The organism is Streptomyces sp. NPDC002734, assembly GCF_040295685.1.
In the GTDB taxonomy this organism is placed as follows: domain Bacteria; phylum Actinomycetota; class Actinomycetes; order Streptomycetales; family Streptomycetaceae; genus Streptomyces.
The window spans coordinates 84,114-102,727 of the sequence record NZ_JBEOVU010000029.1; the positions used below are offsets into that span (position 1 = coordinate 84,114).

The following is an 18,614-nucleotide window of genomic DNA, read 5'->3' on the forward strand; positions in this document are numbered from 1 at the left end:
CCCGAACCGCACAGATCGCTCAGACCGCTCAGACCGCCAGACCCCGACGCCACGTCCGGGACGGAGCACTCCATGCGCATCCTTGGCATCAACGCCCTCTTCCACGACCCCGCCGCCGCCCTGGTGGTCGACGGCCGCACGGTCGCCGCGGCCGAGGAGGAACGCTTCAGCCGGCGCAAGCACGGCAAGCGCCCGGTCCCCTTCTCCGCCTGGGAGCTTCCCGAGCTGTCGGCCCGCTGGTGCCTGGAGCACGCCGGCGTCCGCCCCGAGGAACTGGACGCCGTCGCCTACTCGTTCGACCCCCGGCTGGCCCGCCCGGCGGACCGGATGGGCCTGGACGACCCGTGGGACCCGCTGCGCCTCGAATACGCCCGCCGCGCACCGGAGTTCCTCGCCGAGGCGCTGCCCGGCCTCGACCCCGACCGGGTCGTCTTCGTCCCGCACCACGTGGCGCACGCCGCCTCCGCGGGGCCCGCCTCGCCGTTCCCGGACAGCGCCGTGCTGGTCCTCGACGGCCGCGGCGAGTCCTCCTCCCACCTGGCCGGCCGCTACACCGAGGGCAAGCTGGACATCCTGGCCACCCAGGCGCTGCCGCACTCCCTCGGCCTGGTCTACGAGGAGCTCACCGCCCACCTCGGCTTCCTGCGCAGCAGCGACGAGTTCAAGGTGATGGCGCTCGCCTCCTACGGGAAGCCGCGCTTCCACAAGCAGCTGCGCGAACACGTCCACGCCACCGGCGACGGCGGCTTCCGCGCCCACGGCGTCGACTGGGCGGCCTACGCCCCGCCGCGCGGCAAACACGAGCCGTGGACCCAGGACCACGCCGACCTCGCGGCAAGCGCCCAGGCGGTGCTGGAGGAGGTCATGCTGGAACTGGTCCACTGGCTGCACAGCGCCGGCGGCGGCGAGTCGCTCACGCTGGCCGGCGGCGTCGCCCTCAACTGCGTGGCCAACGCGAAGATCGCCGCGATGGGACCGTTCCGGAACGTCTGGGTGCAGCCCGCGGCCGGCGACGCCGGGACCGCCCTCGGCGGCGCCCTGCACCTCAGCGACCACCCCGAGCCGATGCCCGGCGCCGACCTCGGCCGCGGCTGGTCCGACGACGAGCTGCGGGCGATCCTCCAGGAGGCGGCCGTCCCCTTCGAGGAGCCCGCGGACATCGCCGAGACGGTCGCCGAGGAACTGGCCCGCGACGGCGTCGTCGCCTGGTTCCAGGGCCGCAGCGAATTCGGCCCCCGCGCGCTCGGCCACCGCTCCCTGATGGCCCACCCCGGCCGCGCGGAGAACCTCGAACGCCTCAACAGGGTCAAGGGCCGCGAGGAGTTCCGCCCGGTGGCCCCGATGGTCGTCGCCGGCCGGGCCGCGGAGATCTTCACCGGGCAGCTGCCGAGCCCCTACATGCTGTTCGTGCACGAGGTCGCCGAGGTCTGGCGCGACCGCATCCCGGCCGTCGTCCACGTCGACGGCACCGCCCGCATCCAGACCGTCGAGGAGCGCCGGGAGCCCCTGGTGGCCCGCATGCTGCACGCCTTCGAACGGCGCACCGGCCTGCCGGTGGTGGTCAACACCAGCCTCAACACGGCCGGCCGGCCCATGGTCGACGACCCGCGCGACGCCCTGGAGTGCTTCGGTTCCGCGCCCGTCGACCTGCTGGCCATCGGCCCCTTCGCCGTCCGCCGCGCCGGGATGTTCGCATGACGGGCCCCGCCGAGACGCCGGGGGCCGGGACCGGGCCCGCCGAGGGGCCCGGCTACGCGGTGGTGATCCCGACCCTGGTCCGCGACACCCTCGCCGACTGCCTCGCCTCCCTGGTCGCCGCCCACGGGCCCAAGCCGGCCGAGATCGTCCTGGTCGACGACCGCCCGGGAGCGGCCGCCGACGACCGGACCGCGCTCGAGCACCCGCTGTCCGTCCTCGGCGACCTCAGGGCCCGCACGACCGTGCTGCGCGGCGGCGGCCGGGGACCGGCCGCGGCCCGCAACACCGGCGCCCGGGCGGCCGCCGCCCCGTGGATCGCGTTCCTCGACGACGACGTCCAGGTCGGCCCCCACTGGTGCGACCAGATCACCGAGGACCTGGCCACCGCCGAGCCCGACACCGGCGGCATCCAGGGCGTGATCGCCGTGCCGCTGCCCGGCGAGCGCCGCCCCACCGACTGGGAGCGCGCCACCGCCGGGCTCGCCCAGGCCCTGTGGATCACCGCCGACATGGTCTACCGCGCCGACGCCCTCAAGCAGGTCGGCGGGTTCGACGAACGCTTCCCCCGCGCCTTCCGCGAGGACGCCGACCTGGCGCTGCGCGTCCTGGGCGCCGGCTGGCAGATCCGCCGGGGCCGGCGCACCACCCGCCATCCGGTGCGCCCCGCCGACCGCTGGGTCTCGCTGCGCCAGCAGCGCGGCAACGCCGACGACGCGCTGATGCTGCGGCTGCACGGCGCCGACTGGTGGAAGCAGGCGGCCGCCCCGCGCGGACGGATCCGCCGCCACCTGGCGGTCACCGCGGCCGGCGCGGCGGCCTGCCTGCTCGCCGCCGCCGGACGCCCGAAGGCCGCCTCGCTGTCCGCCCTCGGCTGGGCGCTGGGCACCGCCGAGTTCGCCTGGGCGCGCATCGCGCCCGGGCCGCGCACCCGCGACGAGGTGGTCACCATGCTGGTCACCAGCGTCCTCATCCCGCCCGCCGCGGTACGCCACCGGCTGGAGGGCCTGTGGCGGCACCGCGACGCCCGGCCCTGGCAGGAGGTGGCCGGCCCGTGAGCCCCGCGACCGCCGTCCTCTTCGACCGTGACGGCACCCTCGTCGAGGACGTCCCCTACAACGGCGACCCGGACCGGGTCCGCCCGATGCCCGGCGCCGTCGAGGCACTCGCCCTGCTGCGGGAACGGGGCCTGCCCGTCGGCGTGATCAGCAACCAGTCCGGGATCGCCCGCGGCCTGCTCACCCGGGCCCAGGTCGACGCCGTCAACGCCCAGGTGGAGAAGCTCCTCGGGCCCTTCGACGTGTGGGAGATCTGCCCGCACGGCCCCGAGGACGACTGCCTCTGCCGCAAGCCCGCCCCCGGCATGGTGGAGTCCGCCGCCGCCCGCCTCGGCGTCCCCGCCGGACGCTGCGTGGTGATCGGCGACATCGGCGCCGACGTCGAGGCCGCACGGCGGGCCGGGGCGCGCGCCGTCCTGGTGCCCACGGCGGCCACCCGCGTCGAGGAGATCGAGACCGCCCCCGCGGTCGCCCCCGACCTGCTGAGCGCGGTCCGGCTGGTGGTCGCCTACCTCGACTGCGCCGGGCAGACGGTCGAGGCGGGGAGGCCCGCATGAGAGCCCTGGTGGCCCGGCTCGACAGCTTCGGCGACGTGCTGCTCGCCGGGCCCGCCGTCCGCGCGGTCGCCCGCCGTGCCGACGAGGTGGCCCTGCTGTGCGGCCCGCGCGGCGAGAGCGCCGCCCGGCTGCTGCCCGGCGTGGACCGGGTGATCGTCTGGGACGCCCCCTGGGTCGGCCTCGAGCCGCCGCCGGTGGACCGCGCCGACATCGCGCGGACCGTCGACCGGATCGCCGCCTTCGGCGCCGACACCGCGCTGATCCTCACCTCCTTCCACCAGTCGCCGCTGCCCACCGCCCTGCTGCTGCGCCTGGCCGGGGTCGGCCGGATCGCCGCCGACAGCGAGGACTACCCGGGCGCCCTGCTCGACGTCCGTCACCACCGCGCCGGCCACGACCACGAGGCCGAGGCCGCGCTGCGGCTGGCCGAGGCCGCCGGCTTCCCGCCCGCCGAGGACGACGACGGGCGCCTCGCCGTCCTGCCGCCCCCGGAGACCAGCGCGCTCACCGGACCCGAGCCCTACGTCGTCCTGCACCCCGGGGCCAGCGTCCCGGCCCGCGCCTGGGCCCCCGAGCGCTGCGCCGAGGCGGTCCGCGAACTGGCCGCCGCGGGACACCGGGTGCTGGTCACCGGCGGGCCCGGCGAGCGCGAGCTGACCGCCCGCGTCGCCGGACGCCACGGACTCGACCTCGGCGGCCGCACCGACGCCCCCACCCTGGCCGGCGTGCTCTCCCGCGCCCGGGCGGTGGTCACCGGCAACACCGGACCCGCCCACCTCGCGGCCGCCGTCGGCACGCCCGTGGTCTCGCTCTTCGCCCCCGTGGTGCCCGCAGGACGCTGGCGCCCCTGGGGCGTCCCGCACCTCCTGCTCGGCGACCAGGAGGCGCCCTGCGCCGACAGCAGGGCCCGCACCTGTCCGCTCCCCGGCCACCCCTGCCTGAACACGGTGACCGGGCTCGACGTGCTCGCCGCGGTGGAGAAAGTGATGGTGTCCCGATGAGGATCCTGATCTGGCACGTGCACGGCTCGTGGACGACCGCCTTCGTCCAGGGCCCGCACACCTACGTCGTGCCCGTCACCCCCGACAGGGGCCCCGACGGGCTCGGCCGGGCCCGCACCTTCGACTGGCCGGACTCCGTGGTCGAACTGCCGCCGCGGGACCTGCGGGACGCGGGGATCGACCTCGTCGTCGTGCAACGGCCGCACGAGATCGAGCTGGTGGACCGGTGGCTCGGCCGCCGGCCGCCCATGGTCTACCTCGAGCACAACGCCCCCGACGGCGACGTCCCCGACACCCGCCACCCCGCGGCCGACCTGCCCGGCGTCACCCTCGTCCACGTCACCCACTTCAACCGCCTGATGTGGGACGCCGGTTCCACGCCGACCACGGTCATCGAACACGGCATCGTCGACCCCGGGCCGCTGTGGACCGGCGAACTCCCGCGCGCCGCCGTGGTCGTCAACGAACCGCTGCGCCGCGGCCGGACCACCGGCACCGACCTGCTCCCGCACTTCGCGCACGCCGCCCCGCTCGACGTCTTCGGCATGGGCACCCACGGCCTCGCCGACGCCCTCGGCGTCGACCCCGAACGCTGCCGCGACCACGAACTCGCCCAGCGCGACCTGCACACCGAGATGGCCCGCCGCCGCGTCTACGTGCACCCCGTCCGCTGGACCTCCCTGGGGCTCTCCCTCCTGGAGGCCATGCACCTGGGGATGCCGGTGGTCGCCCTCGCCACCACCGAGGTGACCGAGGCGGTGCCCGAGGACGCCGGAGTCGTCTCCAACCGCCTCGACGTACTGACGGACGCCGTACGGGAGTTCGTCGCCGTCCCGGACCACGCCCGGGCCGTCGGCGAACGTGCCCGCGCGGCCGCGCTCGCCCGCTACGGGCTGTCCCGTTTCCTCGACGACTGGGAACGGCTGCTGAAGGAGGTGACCCGATGAGGATCGCCATGGTGTCCGAGCACGCCAGCCCGCTCGCCGCGCTCGGCGGACCCGACGCCGGGGGCCAGAACGTGTACGTGGCCCGCCTGTCCGAGGAACTGGCCCGGCGCGGCCACGACGTCACCGTCCACACCCGCCGCGACGACCCCGGCCTGCCCGACCGGGTGCGGATGCCTGCCGGCACCGTTGTCCACCACGTGCCCGCCGGGCCGGCCGAGCCCATCCCCAAGGACGAACTCCTCGCCCACATGCCGGAGTTCGGCGAACACCTGGACCGGGTGTGGGCGCGCGAGCGGCCCGACGCCGTGCACGCCCACTTCTGGATGTCAGGACTGGCCGCCCGCGACGGCGCCCGCCCGCACGGCATCCCCGTCGTCCAGACCTTCCACGCCCTCGGCACCGTCAAGCGCCGGCACCAGGGCGCCCTGGACACCAGCCCCGTCCAGCGCCTGTCGCTGGAGCGCAGGCTGGGCGGCGACTGCGACCGGGTGATCGCCACCTGCTCCGACGAGGTCGCCGAACTCGCCGCCATGGGCGTACCGGGCGAGCGGGTCTCGGTGGTGCCCTGCGGGGTCGACACCACCGAGTTCCGGCCCGGTCCCGACCTGACCGGCGCGCCCGCGCGCCGGTACCGGCGCCGGCTGCTGGCCTGCGGACGCCTGGTGCCCCGCAAGGGCTACGACCGGGCGGTGCGGGCCCTCGCCGAGATCCCCGACACCGAACTCCTCGTGGTGGGAGGCCCGTTCGCCTGCCGCACCGAGAACGCCCCGGACCTCGCCGACGCCGTCCCCGAGGCGGCCCGGCTGCTCGCCCTCGCCGAGGAGCTCGGCGTCGCCGACCGCCTCCGGATGCTCGGCGCGGTCTCCCGCGACCGGATGCCCGCCCTGATGCGCAGCGCCGACCTGGTGCTCTGCACCCCCTCCTACGAACCCTTCGGCATCGTCCCGCTGGAGGCGATGGCCTGCGGCGTCCCGGTGCTCGCCACCGACGTCGGCGGACACCGCGACAGCGTCGCCGACCGCACCACCGGCCGGCTGGTCCCGCCCGACGACCCCGGGACCCTGGCCCTGGCGGCCCGCGAACTGCTCGACGACGACGCCCTGCGCCGCGCCTACGGCGCCGCGGGCCGGGCCCGCGTGCTGGACCGCTTCACCTGGCGGCGCGTCGCGGACGGCGTCGAAGAGGTCTACCGCCAGGTGGCGGCCGGCCGCGAACTCTCTTCCTCGGAGGTGGCGTGATGGACATGCGACCGGTATCCGCCTCGGGCGGTCACTGCGACGCCCTCGACCAGGCCCTCGGCGAGTTCCGCGCCCGGGCCCCGCACACCGTCGACCGCTGGGGCGAACTGCTCGCCGCCGTCCTCACCGGCGGCGGACGGCTGCTCGCCGCCGGCAACGGAGGCAGCGCCGCCCAGGCGCAGCACCTCACCGCCGAACTCGTCGGCCGCTACCGCGACGACCGGCCCCCGTTCTCCGCGATCGCCCTGCACGCCGACACCTCCAGCACCACCGCCATCGCCAACGACTACGGCATCGACGAGGTGTTCGCCCGCCAGGTCCGCGCGCACGGCCGCGACGACGACATCCTGATGCTGCTCTCCACCAGCGGCGCCAGCGCCAACCTGCTGGCCGCCGCCGAGGCCGCCCGCGCGTCCGGTCTCCACGTGTGGGCGCTCACCGGCCCGGCCCCCAACCCGCTGGCCGCCGCCGCCGACGAGGTGCTCGCCGTCGAGGCGCCGTCCACCGCCACCGTCCAGGAACTCCATCTGGTCGCGGTGCACATGGTGTGCGAGGCGTTCGACGCCGCCCTGGAACGCGGCTGGGGCGCCAAGGGCCGCCGCCGCACCGAGGCCGCCGATGCGGCCAGAGCCGCCGCGGCCGCCGGGGCCGCCGACGCCGCCCCGGACCGCAGGACCGTGTCCGCCCGCGGCGCCGGCGGAGGCCCGCACGCCCTTCAGGCCGGGCTGATCCGGCGGACCCCCGACGACCTGCCGCGCGGAGGCCGCCGGCATGAGTGAGAAGGTGAGCGCCCCGCTGGTCGTCGTCGGCGACGCGCTGCTCGACCGCGACCTCGCCGGAACCGCCGACCGGCTGGCGCCCGACGCCCCCGTGCCGGTGGTCGCCGACTGTGTCGAACGGCTGCGCCCCGGAGGCGCCGCCCTCGCCGCGTACCTCGCCGCCCAGGACGGCCGCCAGGTCACGCTGATCACCGGGCTCGGCGACGACCCCGCGGCCCGCAGGCTGCGGCGGCTGCTGGAACCGGCCGTGCGGGTGATCGCGCTGCCCGTCAGCGGCCCGCTGCCGGAGAAGACCCGGCTGCTCGCCCAGCACCGGCCGGTGGCCCGCGTCGACCGGGGCGACGGCCGGACGGCCGGCGCCACCGAGGAGGCCCGGGAGGCGATCCGCCGCGCGCACGCCGTCCTGGTCTCCGACTACGGCCGCGGAGCCGCTGAGGCGCTGCGCGACACCCTCGCCGAGCGGCCGCCCGAGGTGTGGGACCCGCACCCGCGCGGCGCCGCGCCCGTCCCCGGGACCCGGCTGGTCACCCCGGCCGAGAAGGAGGCCCGCGGGTTCACCGAGGGCGGCACGGGGGAGGACCTGCGCACCGTCTCCCGCGGGGCCGCCGCCCTCGTCCGCGCCTGGCAGGCCGCCGCCGTCGTGGTCACCCTCGGCGCGCGCGGCGCCCTGCTGTCCTACGGCGACAACCCGCTGCTCTTCCCCGCGCCCACCGCCCACGCCGGCGACCCCTGCGGCGCCGGCGACCGCTTCGCCGCCACCGCCGCCGGGCTCCTGGCGGACGGGGCCCTGGTCGAGGAGGCGGTGGCCGGAGCGGTCGCCGCCGCCACCGAGTTCGTCGCCGCGGGCGCCGCGGGGGCGATCGGACTCGACACCGCGGACGCGGTCGTGGAGGCCGCAGCCCCGTCCGCCGACGCGGGAGGCACGGCCGGGCGCGCCGGGCCGGGGACGGCGCAGCGCGCCGCCGGACGGGCCGCGGACGGCGCCGGTCCGCGCGCCCGGAACCGGGGCCCGCGCCCCGCGTCCCCGGCCGGGGCAGGCAGTGAGGACCCGTGCGCCCTGGCCGGGAAGGTCCGCGCGGCCGGCGGGACCGTGGTCGCCGCGGGCGGCTGCTTCGACCTGCTGCACGCCGGCCACGTCGGCCTGCTCGAGGAGGCCCGCCGCCTCGGCGACTGCCTCGTCGTCTGCGTCAACTCCGACACCTCGGTGCGCCGCCGCAAGGGCGACGGCCGCCCGGTCAACCCGCTCGCCGACCGGGTCCGCGTGCTCAAGGCGCTGGCCTGCGTCGACGCGGTCGCCGTCTTCGACGAGGACACCCCCGAACAACTCCTCGCCCGGCTCCGCCCCGACGTGTGGGTCAAGGGCGGCGACTACGCCGGGGCCGACCTGCCCGAGGCGGCCCTGCTCGAGGAGTGGGGCGGCCAGGCCGTCCTGCTGCCCTACCTGGACGGCCGGTCCTCCACCCGCCTCGCCGCCCGGGCCGCCGCCGCACGGGACGCGGGAGATCCCCGGTGACCCGCCACCGCGTGCTGGTGCTGCGCGCCCTGGGCCTCGGGGACCTGCTGGCCGGGATCCCCGCGCTGCGCGGCCTGCGCCGGGCCCACCCGGACTCCGAGATCACCCTGGCCGCGCCGGCCGAACTCGGCTTCCTGGCACACGAGTCGGGCGCCGTCGACCGTCTGCTGCCCGCCTCCGCGCCGGGCCGGGCCGTACCCGCCGCCCTCGACTGGGCCGGGCCGCCGCCCGACCTCGCCGTCGACCTGCACGGCAACGGCCCGCTCAGCCACGGCCTGCTGGCCGCGCTGCGGCCCGCCCGCCTGTTCGCCTTCGCCCACCCGGACACCCCCGGTGTCGAAGGGCCCCCGTGGTACGCCGAGGAACACGAACGCGACCGCTGGTGCCGCCTGCTCGCCTGGTACGGCGTCCACGCGGACCCCGCCGACCACCGGCTGCCCCGCCCGCAGGCCGCCTCCCCGGCGCCCGGCGCGGTCGTCCTGCACCCCGGCGCCGGCTCGCCGGCCCGCTGCTGGCCGGTCGAGCGGTTCGCCGCCGTGGCCGCCGCGCTGCGGGAGCGGGGGCGCCGCGTGGTGGTCACCGGGGGACCGGGGGAGGAGGACCTGGTGTCCGCCGTCGCCGACGCCGCAGGGCTGGACGACGCAGACCGGCTCGGCGGCGGGACGCCGCTGCGCCGGCTGTCCGCGCTGGTGGCGTCCGCCCGGGCCGTCGTCAGCGGTGACACCGGCCTCGCCCACCTCGCCGTCGCCCACGGCACGCCGTCCGTCACCCTCTTCGGGCCCACCCCGCCCGCCCGCTGGGGACCGCCCCGCCGGCCCCGGCATCAGGTCCTGTGGCACCCGGGCCCGCCCGGCGACCCGCACGCCCGCCGCCCCGACCCGGGCCTGCTGCGGATCACCGTGGACGAGGTCCTCCGCGCCTTCGGACGGCTGCCGGGGGAGAGGGCCGGTGACACCGCGGACGCGGCGGCACGGCCCACCGCCGGCCGGGATTCGACCGCTGGCGCCGGGCCGCGCACACGTCGCGGACCCGCCGGGCCCTCGGAATCCGCCGGGCCCTCGGAATCCGCCGGGCCGTCGGGATCCGCCGGGCCGTCGGGGCCCGCCGCACCCTCCGGCCCCGCGGCACCCTCCGGCCCTGCCGCGCCTTCCGGACCCACCGTGACCACCGGAACGCCATGACCGCGCCGGCACCGGACGAAGACCCGGGTCCCGCCGTCGGAGTGGTGATCGCCACCCGTGACCGGCGGGCAAGCCTCGCCCGGACCCTGCGCCGCCTGCTCGCGCTGCCCGACAACCCGCCCGTCGTCGTGGTCGACAACGCCTCCGGCGACGGCACCCGGGAGATGATCGACCGCGACTTTCCGCAGGTCAGGACCATCGCCCTGGCCGAGAACCAGGGCGCCACCGCCCGCACCCACGGGGTGAGACTGCTCGACACCCCCTACGTGGCCTTCAGCGACGACGACTCCTGGTGGGAGCCCGGCGCGCTGACCGCCGCCGCACACCGCATGGAGGCCCACCCGCGGCTCGGGCTCCTCGCCGCCCGCACCCTGGTCGGCCTCGAGGGCGCCGACGACCCCATGAACGAGGTCCTCGCCGGCTCCCCGCTGGGCGTGGTCCCCGACCTGCCCGGCACCCAGGTGCTCGGCTTCCTCGGCTGCGCCGCCGTCGCCCGCCGCACCGCCTACCTGGAAGCCGGCGGCTACCACCGGGTTCTCTTCTTCGGGGCCGAGGAGACCCTGCTCGCCTACGACCTCGCGGCCCGCGGCTGGGGTGTGACGTACTGCCCCGACGTGGTCGCCCGCCACCACCCCGCCACCGCGCCCCGCCCGCACCGTACCGCCCTTCAGCGGCGCAACGAGGTGCTGACCGCCTGGCTGCGCCGGCCGCTGCCGCTCGCCCTGGCCCGCACCCGCGAACTCGCCGTCGAGGCACGGCAAGGCGGCCCCGCCCGGCACGCGCTGCGCGGCACGCTGGTGCGGCTGCCGGGCGCGCTGCGGGCCCGCGCACCGCTGCCGCCGCACGTCGAACGGGCCGCCCGGCTGCTGGACGGGGCCCGCGCGTGAACCCGTCCGGAGCCGACCCGCGCGTCAGCGTCGTGATCATCACGCACAACCGGCGCGACGAACTCCTGTACACGCTCGACCGGCTGGCGGAACTGCCGGAGCGGCCACGGGTGATCGTCACCGACAACGGCTCGGCCGACGGCACCGCCGCCGCCGTCGCGCGCCACCACCCCGAGGTACTGCTGCTGAGCCCGGGACGCAACCTCGGCGCGGTCGGCCGGAACCTCGCGGTCCGTCACGTCACCACCCCGTACGTGGCGTTCTGCGACGACGACACCTGGTGGGAGCCCGGCTCGCTGCGCGGCGCCGCCGACCTGCTGGACCGCTTCCCGGGCGTCGCCGCAGTGACGGCCCGCATCCTCGTGGAGCCGGGAGGGGCCGAGGATCCCATCGTCGCCGAGCTGCGCGACTCGCCCCTGCCGGGCCCCGACTGGCTGCCCGGACCCGCGCTGGGCTCGTTCCTCGCGGCGGCGACCGTGCTGCGCACCGACGCGTTCCGGTCAGCCGGCGGGTTCTCGCCGCGGCTCTGGCTCGGCGGCGAGGAGGAACTGCTCGCCGTGGACCTCGCGGCGGCGGGGTGGTGGCTGGTCTTCGCGGACCGTCTCACCATCCACCACCGGGCGTCCGTCGCGCGGGACTCCACGCTGCGGCGCACGCACGGCATCCGCAACACCCTGTGGTTCACCTGGCTGCGGCGTCCGGCACGCGCGGCGGTGCGGCGCACCCTGCACCTGGCGCGGACCGTGCCGCGCGACGCCGCGTCGCTGCGCGGCTTCGCCCTGGCGGCGGCCGGGCTGCCGTGGGTGGTGCGGGAGCGGCGGGTGCTCCCGGCGGCGGTCGAGTCCCGTCTCGTCCTGCTGGAGGCCTCCCAACGGGCCTCGCGGGCGCGGCAGTACACGGGATGACGGCGGGCGGCGCCAGGGCGCGGGGCGGCCCGGCGCCGCCCTGCGCCCTGGCCGGTCTGTGGGCCGTGCGGCACGGACAGAGCACGGCCAACGTGGCCTTCACCGCGGCGGAGGCGTCGCACTGCACGGAGCCCGTGCCCGGTCGCGACCGGGACGTTCCGCTGACCGGCCGGGGGGTGGCGCAGGCCCTCGCCCTGGGGACCTGGCTGGCCGGGATGCCCCCCGGAACCGGCCCGGAGCTGGCCGTGTGTTCCCCCTACCTCAGAGCCCGGCAGACGTGGGAGCTGATGACCTCCCGCGCCGCCGAACGCGGTGCCGCGTCGCCCGACGTGCTGGTGGACGACCGGCTGCGGGACCGGGAGATGGGCGTCTTCGAGCTGTACCCTCCGACCGCGCTGCGCGCCCGGGCGCCGGAGGAGGCGGCCCGCCGGGAGCTGCTGGGGGACTGGTACTACCGGCCGCCCGGCGGGGAGGCCTTCACCGACGTCTGTGTCCGCGTCGGGCAGTTCGTCACCGACCTGGGCCGGGCCGCACCCGGACGGCGTGTCCTGCTGGTCGCGCACGACGGGGTGCTGGTCGCCCTGCGCCATGTCCTCGCCGGCGTCGGGGCCACCTCGCCCGAATCGCTGCCGCCCGTGGCGAACGCCTCGGTGTCGCACTGGGAGGGCGACGGGCGGCGTCTGCGCCCGGCCCGCTGGGGCGACACCGCCCACCTGGACCCGGCGGACACCGCCTGACGCACCGTCCGCCCGGCCCGCTGTCCCGAGGTCGGTCCCGCGTCAGTGGTGGTGGGCGTGGACGACCGCGTGGCCCTTGCCGCGGCCGATCATCCACTTGTTCACCGGAGTGGTGACCAGGAAGGCCACGGCGAAACCGCCCAGCAGCGCCGACCAGAACAGGCCGTCCGAGAGCTGGGCGTCCATCGCCCCGGGGGTCAGCGCGACGATGCCGTTGTCGACCAGCTCCATCACGGCGATGGAGACCGTGTCGGCGGCCAGCGCCACCTTGATCGCCGCCCTCAGCTCCAGTCCGGCCCTGCGGACCCCGAACAGGGTGAAGGAGTAGCCGAACACGAAGGCCAGACCGATCGCCAGGACCATGGTCGACACGTTCCCCCAGGCCAGCGCCGTGCCGATGACCATGCCGAGGATCTCACCCACCGCGCAGCCGGTGAGGCAGTGCAGCGTCGCCTTCGCCGCCATGGCCCAGCTCGCGCCCGGGCGGGCCGCGTGGTGGTGCCCGGCGTCAGGCCCGGGCCGATGTCCCCCGTGGTCCCCGTGTCCCGCCAGGCCCCCGTGCCCCGTGTGGCCGTGGGCGTCGCCGGAGTGGTGTCCGGTGTGCTCCATGACGGTTCTCCCCTCGTAGTCGGGTGGGGCCCGTCTCCCGGCCCCGCACACCCGAACCATATACCCCCTGGGGGTATTCCAGGGCGGCGGGAAACGGGTTCGTGTCACGCCGGCGGGGCGGGCGTCGCGTATCGCGACCGCCCGCCCCGCCGAGTGACAACAGGGGCCGAGTACCTGTCAGTTACGGCCGAGGAGGTCCTTCATCCGCGCGATCTCCGACGACTGCGCGTCGATGATGTCCGCGGCCATCCGCCGGGCCGGCGGGTAGGAACCGTCCGCGCGCTCCGTCCCGGCCATGGCGACGGCGCCCTCGTGATGTTCGATCATCATGCGCAGGAACGCCTCGTCGAACGCCGGACCGGAGGCCTCGCGAAGGGACGCCATGTCCTCGGCGGACATCATTCCTCCGCCGCCGTGTGCGGCGTGACCGCCGGCGGCGCCTTCGGCGGGAACGTCCTCGCCCCAGGACCCGAGCCAGCCGGACAGAGTGGTGATCTCGGGGTCCTGGGCCTTCTCGATCTCCGCGGCGAGGCGCTTCACCTCCGCCGACGCCGCCCGGTCGGGGGCGAGGCCGGCCATCTCCACCGCCTGCCGGTGGTGCGGGATCATCCCGGTGGCGAAGGCGACGTCGGCGGCGTTGGGCTGTCCCGGGGAGACCGTCGCGGTGGCGGGGGAGTGGCCGCCGTGTCCGGCGGCGTCGTGGCTCCGGCCCCCGCCGCAGGCGGTCAGGGCGAGAGCGGCGGCGCCGGTGGCGAGCAGGGCGGCGGCGCGGAGGGTGAGGGAACGCTTGTCGGGCATGGTGGTGCGACTCCTGGTTCGTGTGGATCTGTTGCATGACGGGTGGCAGCGCGGCACCTGACCCCCGGGGGGTATGCGCGCAGGGGCGCGCGGGTGCCGTGCGGGACCGTCTAGATCCGCAGGAGCTGCAGTTCGGCCAGGTCGGGCGGCGCCCGGACGGGCAGGGCCGAGGCGGGGGCGCCCGAGAGGTGGGCCGGGGAGGCGGCCGAGGGGGCGGCGGGGACGCCGGTGAGTGGGGGAGGGGTGTACGGGGACACCGACCCGGCGGCGGCACAGGTGTCGTCCGCGTGGCTCAGGTGGCCGGATCCTCCTCCGTGCCCCTGAGGGAATCCGGCATCGACGCTCTGTCCCGGGGAACGGGTGACCCGCCCGCCAGGGGCCGCCTGCTCGCCGTGGGCCGCCCGCATGCCGTGGGCCGCGTGCGTGCCGTGCGACCCGGAGTGCGGCAGGTCGAGCCCGCCGCCGGGGGCGAGGGCGTGCATGCCGAACAACCCGGCCAGGACCGCGAGCACCAGCAGGGCGAACAGCCGCCCCGCGGGGCGGTGGTGCGTTCCGAGGCCGGTGATCACGCGCCCATCGTACGACGCGTGGGCCGCCGGCCATCGGCGCACCCGCGACCGGGCTCCCCGTCGGCGCCACGCGCGAGGGACGGGACACCCGCCGCACCGGACGGGAGGGCGGGAGCGTCCTCGCCCGCCGCGCCGGCCGCCGAGCGGACGTCCTCGCCCGCCTCCCGCTCCGGCGGCGTCACGCCTCGTGGTGGAGGGCCGCGAGCAGGGTGTCGGCGGGGTCACGGGCGGTGGAACCCGCGATGCCGGCCGCCGCGGTACGGCCCTCGGGGGAGAGGCACCAGTGCAGCCAGCGGTCCAGGGCGCCGGCGCAGACGTGCTCGCCCGGCACCACCGCGGGCCACCCCCACACCCGCCCCTGCGCGGCGACCTTCGCGCCGCCCGCCACGGGGTCCACCGCGAGCACCGGGACGCCCGACCGGAGCCCGAGCACCAGGCCGTGCAGCCGGTCGGTGACCACCAGGTCCAGCCTGCGCAGCAGCGACTCCAGCTGCCCCGGCGTGGCGGCCAGGCGCCAGTCACGGGAGTCGAGCCGGGTCTCCAGGTCCAGCCGCGCGCAGTCCACGCCCGCGAGCCAGCCGGTGACCGTCTCCGCCACCGCCTCGTGCAGCCGCCGCCCGCCATACTCCTGCTGGCCGTGGGTGAGGATCACCCCGACCAAAGGCACCGGATCCGGGAGCGGGGCCCGGGCCGCGAGATCGGGGGCCGCCGCCCCGGACGCGTCCCGCGCCAGCACCCGGTGGAAGCCCTGCACCGCGGGCGAGGAGGGGTCGATCACCGACACCCCCACCGCCACCCGCACGCACTGCGCGTACCGCTCGTGCAGCTGCTCGATCCGGAGCCCGTGCAGCGGTCCGCACACGAAGACCAGGTGGGAGTAGTCCCGCGGGTCGGCCCGGTCCAGGGAGAGCTCCTCCGGCCGGAAACCGGGGCTCCACGCCACGTCGTACGGCAGGTCCGCCCCGTCCAGCACCTCCCGCACCCGGTCCAGGGCCAGCACGTCCCCGGCGGTGGCCTCCCCGTGCAGGAAGCTGAACCACCCGGTCACCAGGATCCGTCGCGGCCGCCCCGCCTCCGGAAGAAGCGGGTGCGCGCCGTCATCGCTCGTACGCACAGTGCGAAGCGGGTGCCCCTTCCGTCCCGCGTCAAGCGTCGAAGGACGGCCGTTTACCGCGATTTCCGACGACTTCGCGGCCGAAAGGCCGTTTCATGCCTTTTGTCCGTGTCTACCCGTTGGGCGAGCCGAGTGTGGAAGGAGGGTGATGAAATGATCACCCGAGACCAGATCCCCGCTGTCCTGGACCATCCGGTGTACGACGGCACGGGCACGAAGATCGGCGAGGCCAAGCACGTCTTCCTCGACGACGCGACCGGCCGCCCGGAGTGGGTGAGCGTCAAGACCGGCCTCTTCGGAAGCAGCGAGACGTTCGTCCCGATCCGTGACGCCTCGCTGGTGGAGGACCACCTCGAGGTGCCGTACACCAAGGACAAGGTCAAGGACGCCCCCGACGTCGTCGTCGACAGCGGCGGTCACCTCTCCCGCGAGGAGGAGCACCGTCTGTACGAGTACTACGGCGTCAAGTGGGACGAACCCTGGGAGCAGTCCACGGGCCAGGACAAGGACGCGACGTCCGGTCGTGGCGGCATGGACAAGGGGACGGCCGGAGCGGCCGGCGCGGCCGGGGGTGTGGCCGGAGGCATCGCCGGCAAGGCGTCCGCACGCGGCCGCAAGGGCGAGGGCGTCGACGAGTCCGGCCGGGCCTACGCGCAGGGCACGGCGGCCGAGGGCCGGGGCATCGGCGCCGAGGGGCGCACCTCCGGTGCCGAGTCCCGTTCGCGTTCCGGCGCCGCCGGCCTGGGCAAGGAGACGGCCGAGAACGCGATGACGCGCTCCGAGGAGCGCATGCACGTCCGGGTCGAGCGTCAGGAGAGCGGCCGCGCCAGGCTGCACAAGTACGTCGACACCGAAGAGGTGCAGCAGAGCGTTCCGCTGCGGTACGAGGAGGTCCGCGTCGTCCGTGAGCCGATCACCGACGCCAACCGCTCCTCGGCGCTCTCCGGCGAGCCGCTGAAGGAGGCCGAGTTCGAGGTGACGCTCCACGCCGAGCGGCCCGTGATCGAGACCGAGGTGGTCCCGGTCGAGCGGGTCAAGCTCACCACCGAGGAGCGGGTCCAGAACCGTACCGTCACCGGCCGCGTCCGCAAGGAGCGGATCGAGTCGGAAGGTATGGAGACCACCGGGACGGATGCCGCGTCGGGCGTCGACACGAGCGGCATCAGCGGCGAGGGCGGCCGCGGCAAGCACCGGAAGGGAGGAAGGTGACAGTCCTTCCACACGTGGATGGGGGGCGCTGCGGGTCGCTCGTGGTCGTCCGCAACGCCCCCCGGTCTGCCGCCCGTTGGGGACAAGGTCAGCCTAGGAGGATGCCCGCCCGGCGCACATGAGGGACTGCCCTGCGGGGCGGGCCGAGGGTTTCCCCTCCCTCGGCCCGCCCCGTCAGGCGAGGGCGGTGACCAGCAGGGCGAAGGCGCCGACGATGACGGCGACGCGCACGAGGTGGAGGCGGTCCCAGCGCCGCGTCTGCTGCTTCCAGTCGGCGGGCCGGTCGCCGGGCGTCCACTCCTTGCTCCGGTTGTTGATCGGCACGAGCAGCAGGACGGACATCAGCACGCTGAGAAGCAGCAGTCCGCCCCCGGCGGCGACGAGTCCGGCGCCGTCCTCGCCGCGTCCGACGGCCCACCAGGCCACGACGAGGACCAGCGACGAGATGTACCAGAACGGCATCACGGCGCCCAGCAGTCGGGCCCCGTGGCTGCGGCCGCGCTGGGCGCTGTCCCCGGGGAGGGCGTCGAGGATCGGGTTGACGAAGACAGCGACGCAGAATTCCACCCCCACCATCACGCCGACGATCACGGTGGTGACGATCTCGAGTGCGTTGAACATGGGAACCCCCTGGGATCTCCGGCGTCTAGCGCCGCTAGATGATGAGGCAACGCTAGCGCTGCTAACGCTCGATTGTCTAGCGGTGCTAGGATTCGCTGCATGTCGGTACAGGAACGCAAGGAGCGCGAGAGGGCGGCCCGCGAGCGTCTGATCGTGGCCACCGCCCGCGAACTCGCCGAGCAGCAGGGCTGGGAGGCGGTCACCACCCGCCGGCTGGCCGAGCGCATCGAGTACAGTCAGCCCGTCCTCTACAGCCACTTCCGCGGCAAGCGGGAGATCATCGGCGCCGTCGCCCTGACGGGCGCGGCCGAGATGGCGGCCCTGCTGCGGGCCGCGACCCGCTCCGCGGACGGCCCGCGCGCCCGGGTCACCGCACTCGCGCGCGCCTATCTCGGCTTCGCCGAGAGCAACCCGGCGGTATACGACGCGATGTTCCAGCTCGACGGCGGCCTGGCCTTCGCGCGCGAGGACACCCCCGAACCGCTGAAGGACGGCTTCGCCGCCCTGCTGGAGACCCTCGGCGAGGTCGCGGGGGAGGGCGTGCACCCGGCGCTGTTCACCGAGGTGTTCTGGGCGTCCCTGCACGGGCTGGCGACCCTCACCCGTGCGGGACGGCTGCCGCCCGGGGAGAGCGCGCACAGGATCGAGCTGCTGGTGGACCGGCTCGCCGTGCTCCGATCCGCTCCCTGATCGGGTGTTCCGGCGCGCACGCGCAGCGGACGCGGACGTGGACCGAGCCCCCGGCCTCCGGGTGAGGGGGCGTCAGCCGCCGGCCGGGTGGTTGGCGGTGAGGCGGACGATGTCGATGCGCGAGCGGATGCCGAGTTTGCGGTAGACCCGCGTGAGCGTCGCCTCCACCGTCTTCACGCTGACGTACAGCCGCCCCGCGATCTCCCGGTTGGTGGCGCCCTCCATGACCAGCCCGGCGACCTGCCGCTCCATCGCGGCGAGTCCCTCCAGCAGCGCGACCCCGCCGCCCGTCGCCGCGGCCGGACCGCCGGCGACGCCCGGGAGTGCGGCCGCGGACCCCGCGTGGGCGGCGGACGGCCCGCCGCCCGGGCCCGACGCGGTGCTCACGGCGGGCGCCGGGGGGGGGGGGGCGGCGGCCCGGGGCGCCCCCCCCCGCCCCCCCCGCCGGGCCCCGCCCCCGCGGGACCGCCCGCCCCCCCCCCCCCCCCGGCCCCCCCCCCCCCCCC

At 76.4% G+C, this 18,614-nt stretch carries 19 protein-coding genes and 1 pseudogene; 14 read left to right on the top strand and 6 right to left on the bottom strand.

Features of this window, described 5'->3' with window-relative positions; genetic code table 11:
* Positions 1–72 precede the first annotated feature (72 nt).
* From ABT026_RS23900 to ABT026_RS23955, 12 genes are read left to right on the top strand one after another with little or no spacing between them, the layout of a single operon-like run.
* Positions 73–1,698: a carbamoyltransferase family protein gene (locus tag ABT026_RS23900; RefSeq protein WP_351117179.1), complete on the top strand. Its 1,626-nt coding sequence runs from the start codon at positions 73–75 to the stop codon at positions 1,696–1,698.
* Positions 1,695–2,753 (top strand): glycosyltransferase family 2 protein, encoded by a 1,059-nt coding sequence (locus ABT026_RS23905; RefSeq protein WP_351117180.1) that lies wholly within the window; start codon positions 1,695–1,697, stop codon positions 2,751–2,753. Before ABT026_RS23900 ends, ABT026_RS23905 begins: the two co-directional genes overlap by 4 nt.
* Positions 2,750–3,310: a D-glycero-alpha-D-manno-heptose-1,7-bisphosphate 7-phosphatase gene (locus ABT026_RS23910; RefSeq protein ID WP_351117181.1), complete on the top strand. Its 561-nt coding sequence runs from the start codon at positions 2,750–2,752 to the stop codon at positions 3,308–3,310. The genes ABT026_RS23905 and ABT026_RS23910 overlap by 4 nt, the downstream gene beginning before the upstream one ends.
* On the top strand, positions 3,307–4,311 hold the full coding sequence (locus tag ABT026_RS23915; protein WP_351117182.1) for a glycosyltransferase family 9 protein: 1,005 nt from the start codon (positions 3,307–3,309) through the stop codon (positions 4,309–4,311). Before ABT026_RS23910 ends, ABT026_RS23915 begins: the two co-directional genes overlap by 4 nt.
* Positions 4,308–5,258 carry a glycosyltransferase gene (locus ABT026_RS23920; RefSeq protein ID WP_351117183.1) on the top strand — a complete coding sequence of 317 codons (951 nt, stop codon included), beginning with the start codon at positions 4,308–4,310 and terminating at the stop codon, positions 5,256–5,258. Before ABT026_RS23915 ends, ABT026_RS23920 begins: the two co-directional genes overlap by 4 nt.
* Positions 5,255–6,496, top strand: coding sequence for a glycosyltransferase (locus ABT026_RS23925; protein ID WP_351117184.1), 1,242 nt, complete (start codon positions 5,255–5,257; stop codon positions 6,494–6,496). The genes ABT026_RS23920 and ABT026_RS23925 overlap by 4 nt, the downstream gene beginning before the upstream one ends.
* A gap of 5 nt (positions 6,497–6,501) precedes the next feature.
* Positions 6,502–7,275 (top strand): D-sedoheptulose-7-phosphate isomerase, encoded by a 774-nt coding sequence (locus ABT026_RS23930; RefSeq protein ID WP_351117185.1) that lies wholly within the window; start codon positions 6,502–6,504, stop codon positions 7,273–7,275.
* The gene (gene rfaE2, locus ABT026_RS23935; protein WP_351117186.1) at positions 7,268–8,788 is read left to right on the top strand and encodes a D-glycero-beta-D-manno-heptose 1-phosphate adenylyltransferase; all 1,521 of its coding nucleotides are present in this window, start codon (positions 7,268–7,270) and stop codon (positions 8,786–8,788) included. The genes ABT026_RS23930 and rfaE2 overlap by 8 nt, the downstream gene beginning before the upstream one ends.
* Complete coding sequence (locus ABT026_RS23940; RefSeq protein ID WP_502968045.1) at positions 8,785–9,969, top strand: glycosyltransferase family 9 protein; 1,185 nt, start codon at positions 8,785–8,787, stop codon at positions 9,967–9,969. The genes rfaE2 and ABT026_RS23940 overlap by 4 nt, the downstream gene beginning before the upstream one ends.
* Positions 9,966–10,856 (top strand): glycosyltransferase family 2 protein, encoded by an 891-nt coding sequence (locus tag ABT026_RS23945; RefSeq protein WP_351117187.1) that lies wholly within the window; start codon positions 9,966–9,968, stop codon positions 10,854–10,856. The genes ABT026_RS23940 and ABT026_RS23945 overlap by 4 nt, the downstream gene beginning before the upstream one ends.
* Positions 10,853–11,761 carry a glycosyltransferase family 2 protein gene (locus tag ABT026_RS23950; RefSeq protein WP_351117188.1) on the top strand — a complete coding sequence of 303 codons (909 nt, stop codon included), beginning with the start codon at positions 10,853–10,855 and terminating at the stop codon, positions 11,759–11,761. The genes ABT026_RS23945 and ABT026_RS23950 overlap by 4 nt, the downstream gene beginning before the upstream one ends.
* Entirely contained in the window at positions 11,758–12,498 is a 741-nt protein-coding gene (locus tag ABT026_RS23955) for a histidine phosphatase family protein (RefSeq protein ID WP_351117189.1), read from the top strand. The genes ABT026_RS23950 and ABT026_RS23955 overlap by 4 nt, the downstream gene beginning before the upstream one ends.
* Positions 12,499–12,540: 42 nt before the next feature.
* Here the strand turns inward: ABT026_RS23955 and ABT026_RS23960 are convergent, their stop codons facing one another.
* From ABT026_RS23960 to ABT026_RS23975, 4 genes are all read right to left on the bottom strand, one after another.
* The gene (locus ABT026_RS23960; RefSeq protein ID WP_351117190.1) at positions 12,541–13,107 is read right to left on the bottom strand and encodes a DUF4396 domain-containing protein; all 567 of its coding nucleotides are present in this window, start codon (positions 13,105–13,107) and stop codon (positions 12,541–12,543) included.
* Between the two features lie 177 nt (positions 13,108–13,284).
* Positions 13,285–13,905: a DUF305 domain-containing protein gene (locus ABT026_RS23965; RefSeq protein WP_351117191.1), complete on the bottom strand. Its 621-nt coding sequence runs from the start codon at positions 13,903–13,905 to the stop codon at positions 13,285–13,287.
* Positions 13,906–14,015: 110 nt separating this feature from the next.
* Complete coding sequence (locus ABT026_RS23970; protein WP_351117192.1) at positions 14,016–14,474, bottom strand: DUF6153 family protein; 459 nt, start codon at positions 14,472–14,474, stop codon at positions 14,016–14,018.
* A gap of 178 nt (positions 14,475–14,652) precedes the next feature.
* Complete coding sequence (locus ABT026_RS23975; protein WP_351117193.1) at positions 14,653–15,588, bottom strand: polysaccharide pyruvyl transferase family protein; 936 nt, start codon at positions 15,586–15,588, stop codon at positions 14,653–14,655.
* Between the two features lie 153 nt (positions 15,589–15,741).
* Between ABT026_RS23975 and ABT026_RS23980 the strand changes: the two genes are divergently transcribed.
* On the top strand, positions 15,742–16,797 hold the full coding sequence (locus tag ABT026_RS23980; RefSeq protein WP_351117194.1) for a DUF2382 domain-containing protein: 1,056 nt from the start codon (positions 15,742–15,744) through the stop codon (positions 16,795–16,797).
* 174 nt (positions 16,798–16,971) lie between these two features.
* Here the strand turns inward: ABT026_RS23980 and ABT026_RS23985 are convergent, their stop codons facing one another.
* Positions 16,972–17,418 carry an anthrone oxygenase family protein gene (locus ABT026_RS23985; RefSeq protein ID WP_351117195.1) on the bottom strand — a complete coding sequence of 149 codons (447 nt, stop codon included), beginning with the start codon at positions 17,416–17,418 and terminating at the stop codon, positions 16,972–16,974.
* Between the two features lie 99 nt (positions 17,419–17,517).
* On the opposite strand from ABT026_RS23985, the gene ABT026_RS23990 reads away from it, so the two are divergent.
* Positions 17,518–18,108 (top strand): TetR/AcrR family transcriptional regulator, encoded by a 591-nt coding sequence (locus ABT026_RS23990; RefSeq protein WP_351117196.1) that lies wholly within the window; start codon positions 17,518–17,520, stop codon positions 18,106–18,108.
* 72 nt (positions 18,109–18,180) lie between these two features.
* On the opposite strand, the pseudogene ABT026_RS23995 reads toward ABT026_RS23990, so the two are convergent.
* Positions 18,181–18,378, bottom strand: a pseudogene (locus ABT026_RS23995) (helix-turn-helix domain-containing protein); the annotation flags it as partial.
* Positions 18,379–18,614 lie beyond the last annotated feature (236 nt).

Coding starts and splice junctions, on each gene's coding strand:
- ABT026_RS23900 (WP_351117179.1), top strand. CDS start 73: ATGCGCATCCTTGGCATCAACGCCCTCTTCCACGACCCCGCCGCCGCC.
- ABT026_RS23905 (WP_351117180.1), top strand. CDS start 1,695: ATGACGGGCCCCGCCGAGACGCCGGGGGCCGGGACCGGGCCCGCCGAG.
- ABT026_RS23915 (WP_351117182.1), top strand. CDS start 3,307: ATGAGAGCCCTGGTGGCCCGGCTCGACAGCTTCGGCGACGTGCTGCTC.
- ABT026_RS23920 (WP_351117183.1), top strand. CDS start 4,308: ATGAGGATCCTGATCTGGCACGTGCACGGCTCGTGGACGACCGCCTTC.
- ABT026_RS23925 (WP_351117184.1), top strand. CDS start 5,255: ATGAGGATCGCCATGGTGTCCGAGCACGCCAGCCCGCTCGCCGCGCTC.
- ABT026_RS23930 (WP_351117185.1), top strand. CDS start 6,502: ATGCGACCGGTATCCGCCTCGGGCGGTCACTGCGACGCCCTCGACCAG.
- rfaE2 (WP_351117186.1), top strand. CDS start 7,268: ATGAGTGAGAAGGTGAGCGCCCCGCTGGTCGTCGTCGGCGACGCGCTG.
- ABT026_RS23945 (WP_351117187.1), top strand. CDS start 9,966: ATGACCGCGCCGGCACCGGACGAAGACCCGGGTCCCGCCGTCGGAGTG.
- ABT026_RS23955 (WP_351117189.1), top strand. CDS start 11,758: ATGACGGCGGGCGGCGCCAGGGCGCGGGGCGGCCCGGCGCCGCCCTGC.
- ABT026_RS23960 (WP_351117190.1), bottom strand. CDS start 13,107: ATGGAGCACACCGGACACCACTCCGGCGACGCCCACGGCCACACGGGG.
- ABT026_RS23965 (WP_351117191.1), bottom strand. CDS start 13,905: ATGCCCGACAAGCGTTCCCTCACCCTCCGCGCCGCCGCCCTGCTCGCC.
- ABT026_RS23980 (WP_351117194.1), top strand. CDS start 15,742: ATGATCACCCGAGACCAGATCCCCGCTGTCCTGGACCATCCGGTGTAC.
- ABT026_RS23985 (WP_351117195.1), bottom strand. CDS start 17,418: ATGTTCAACGCACTCGAGATCGTCACCACCGTGATCGTCGGCGTGATG.
- ABT026_RS23990 (WP_351117196.1), top strand. CDS start 17,518: ATGTCGGTACAGGAACGCAAGGAGCGCGAGAGGGCGGCCCGCGAGCGT.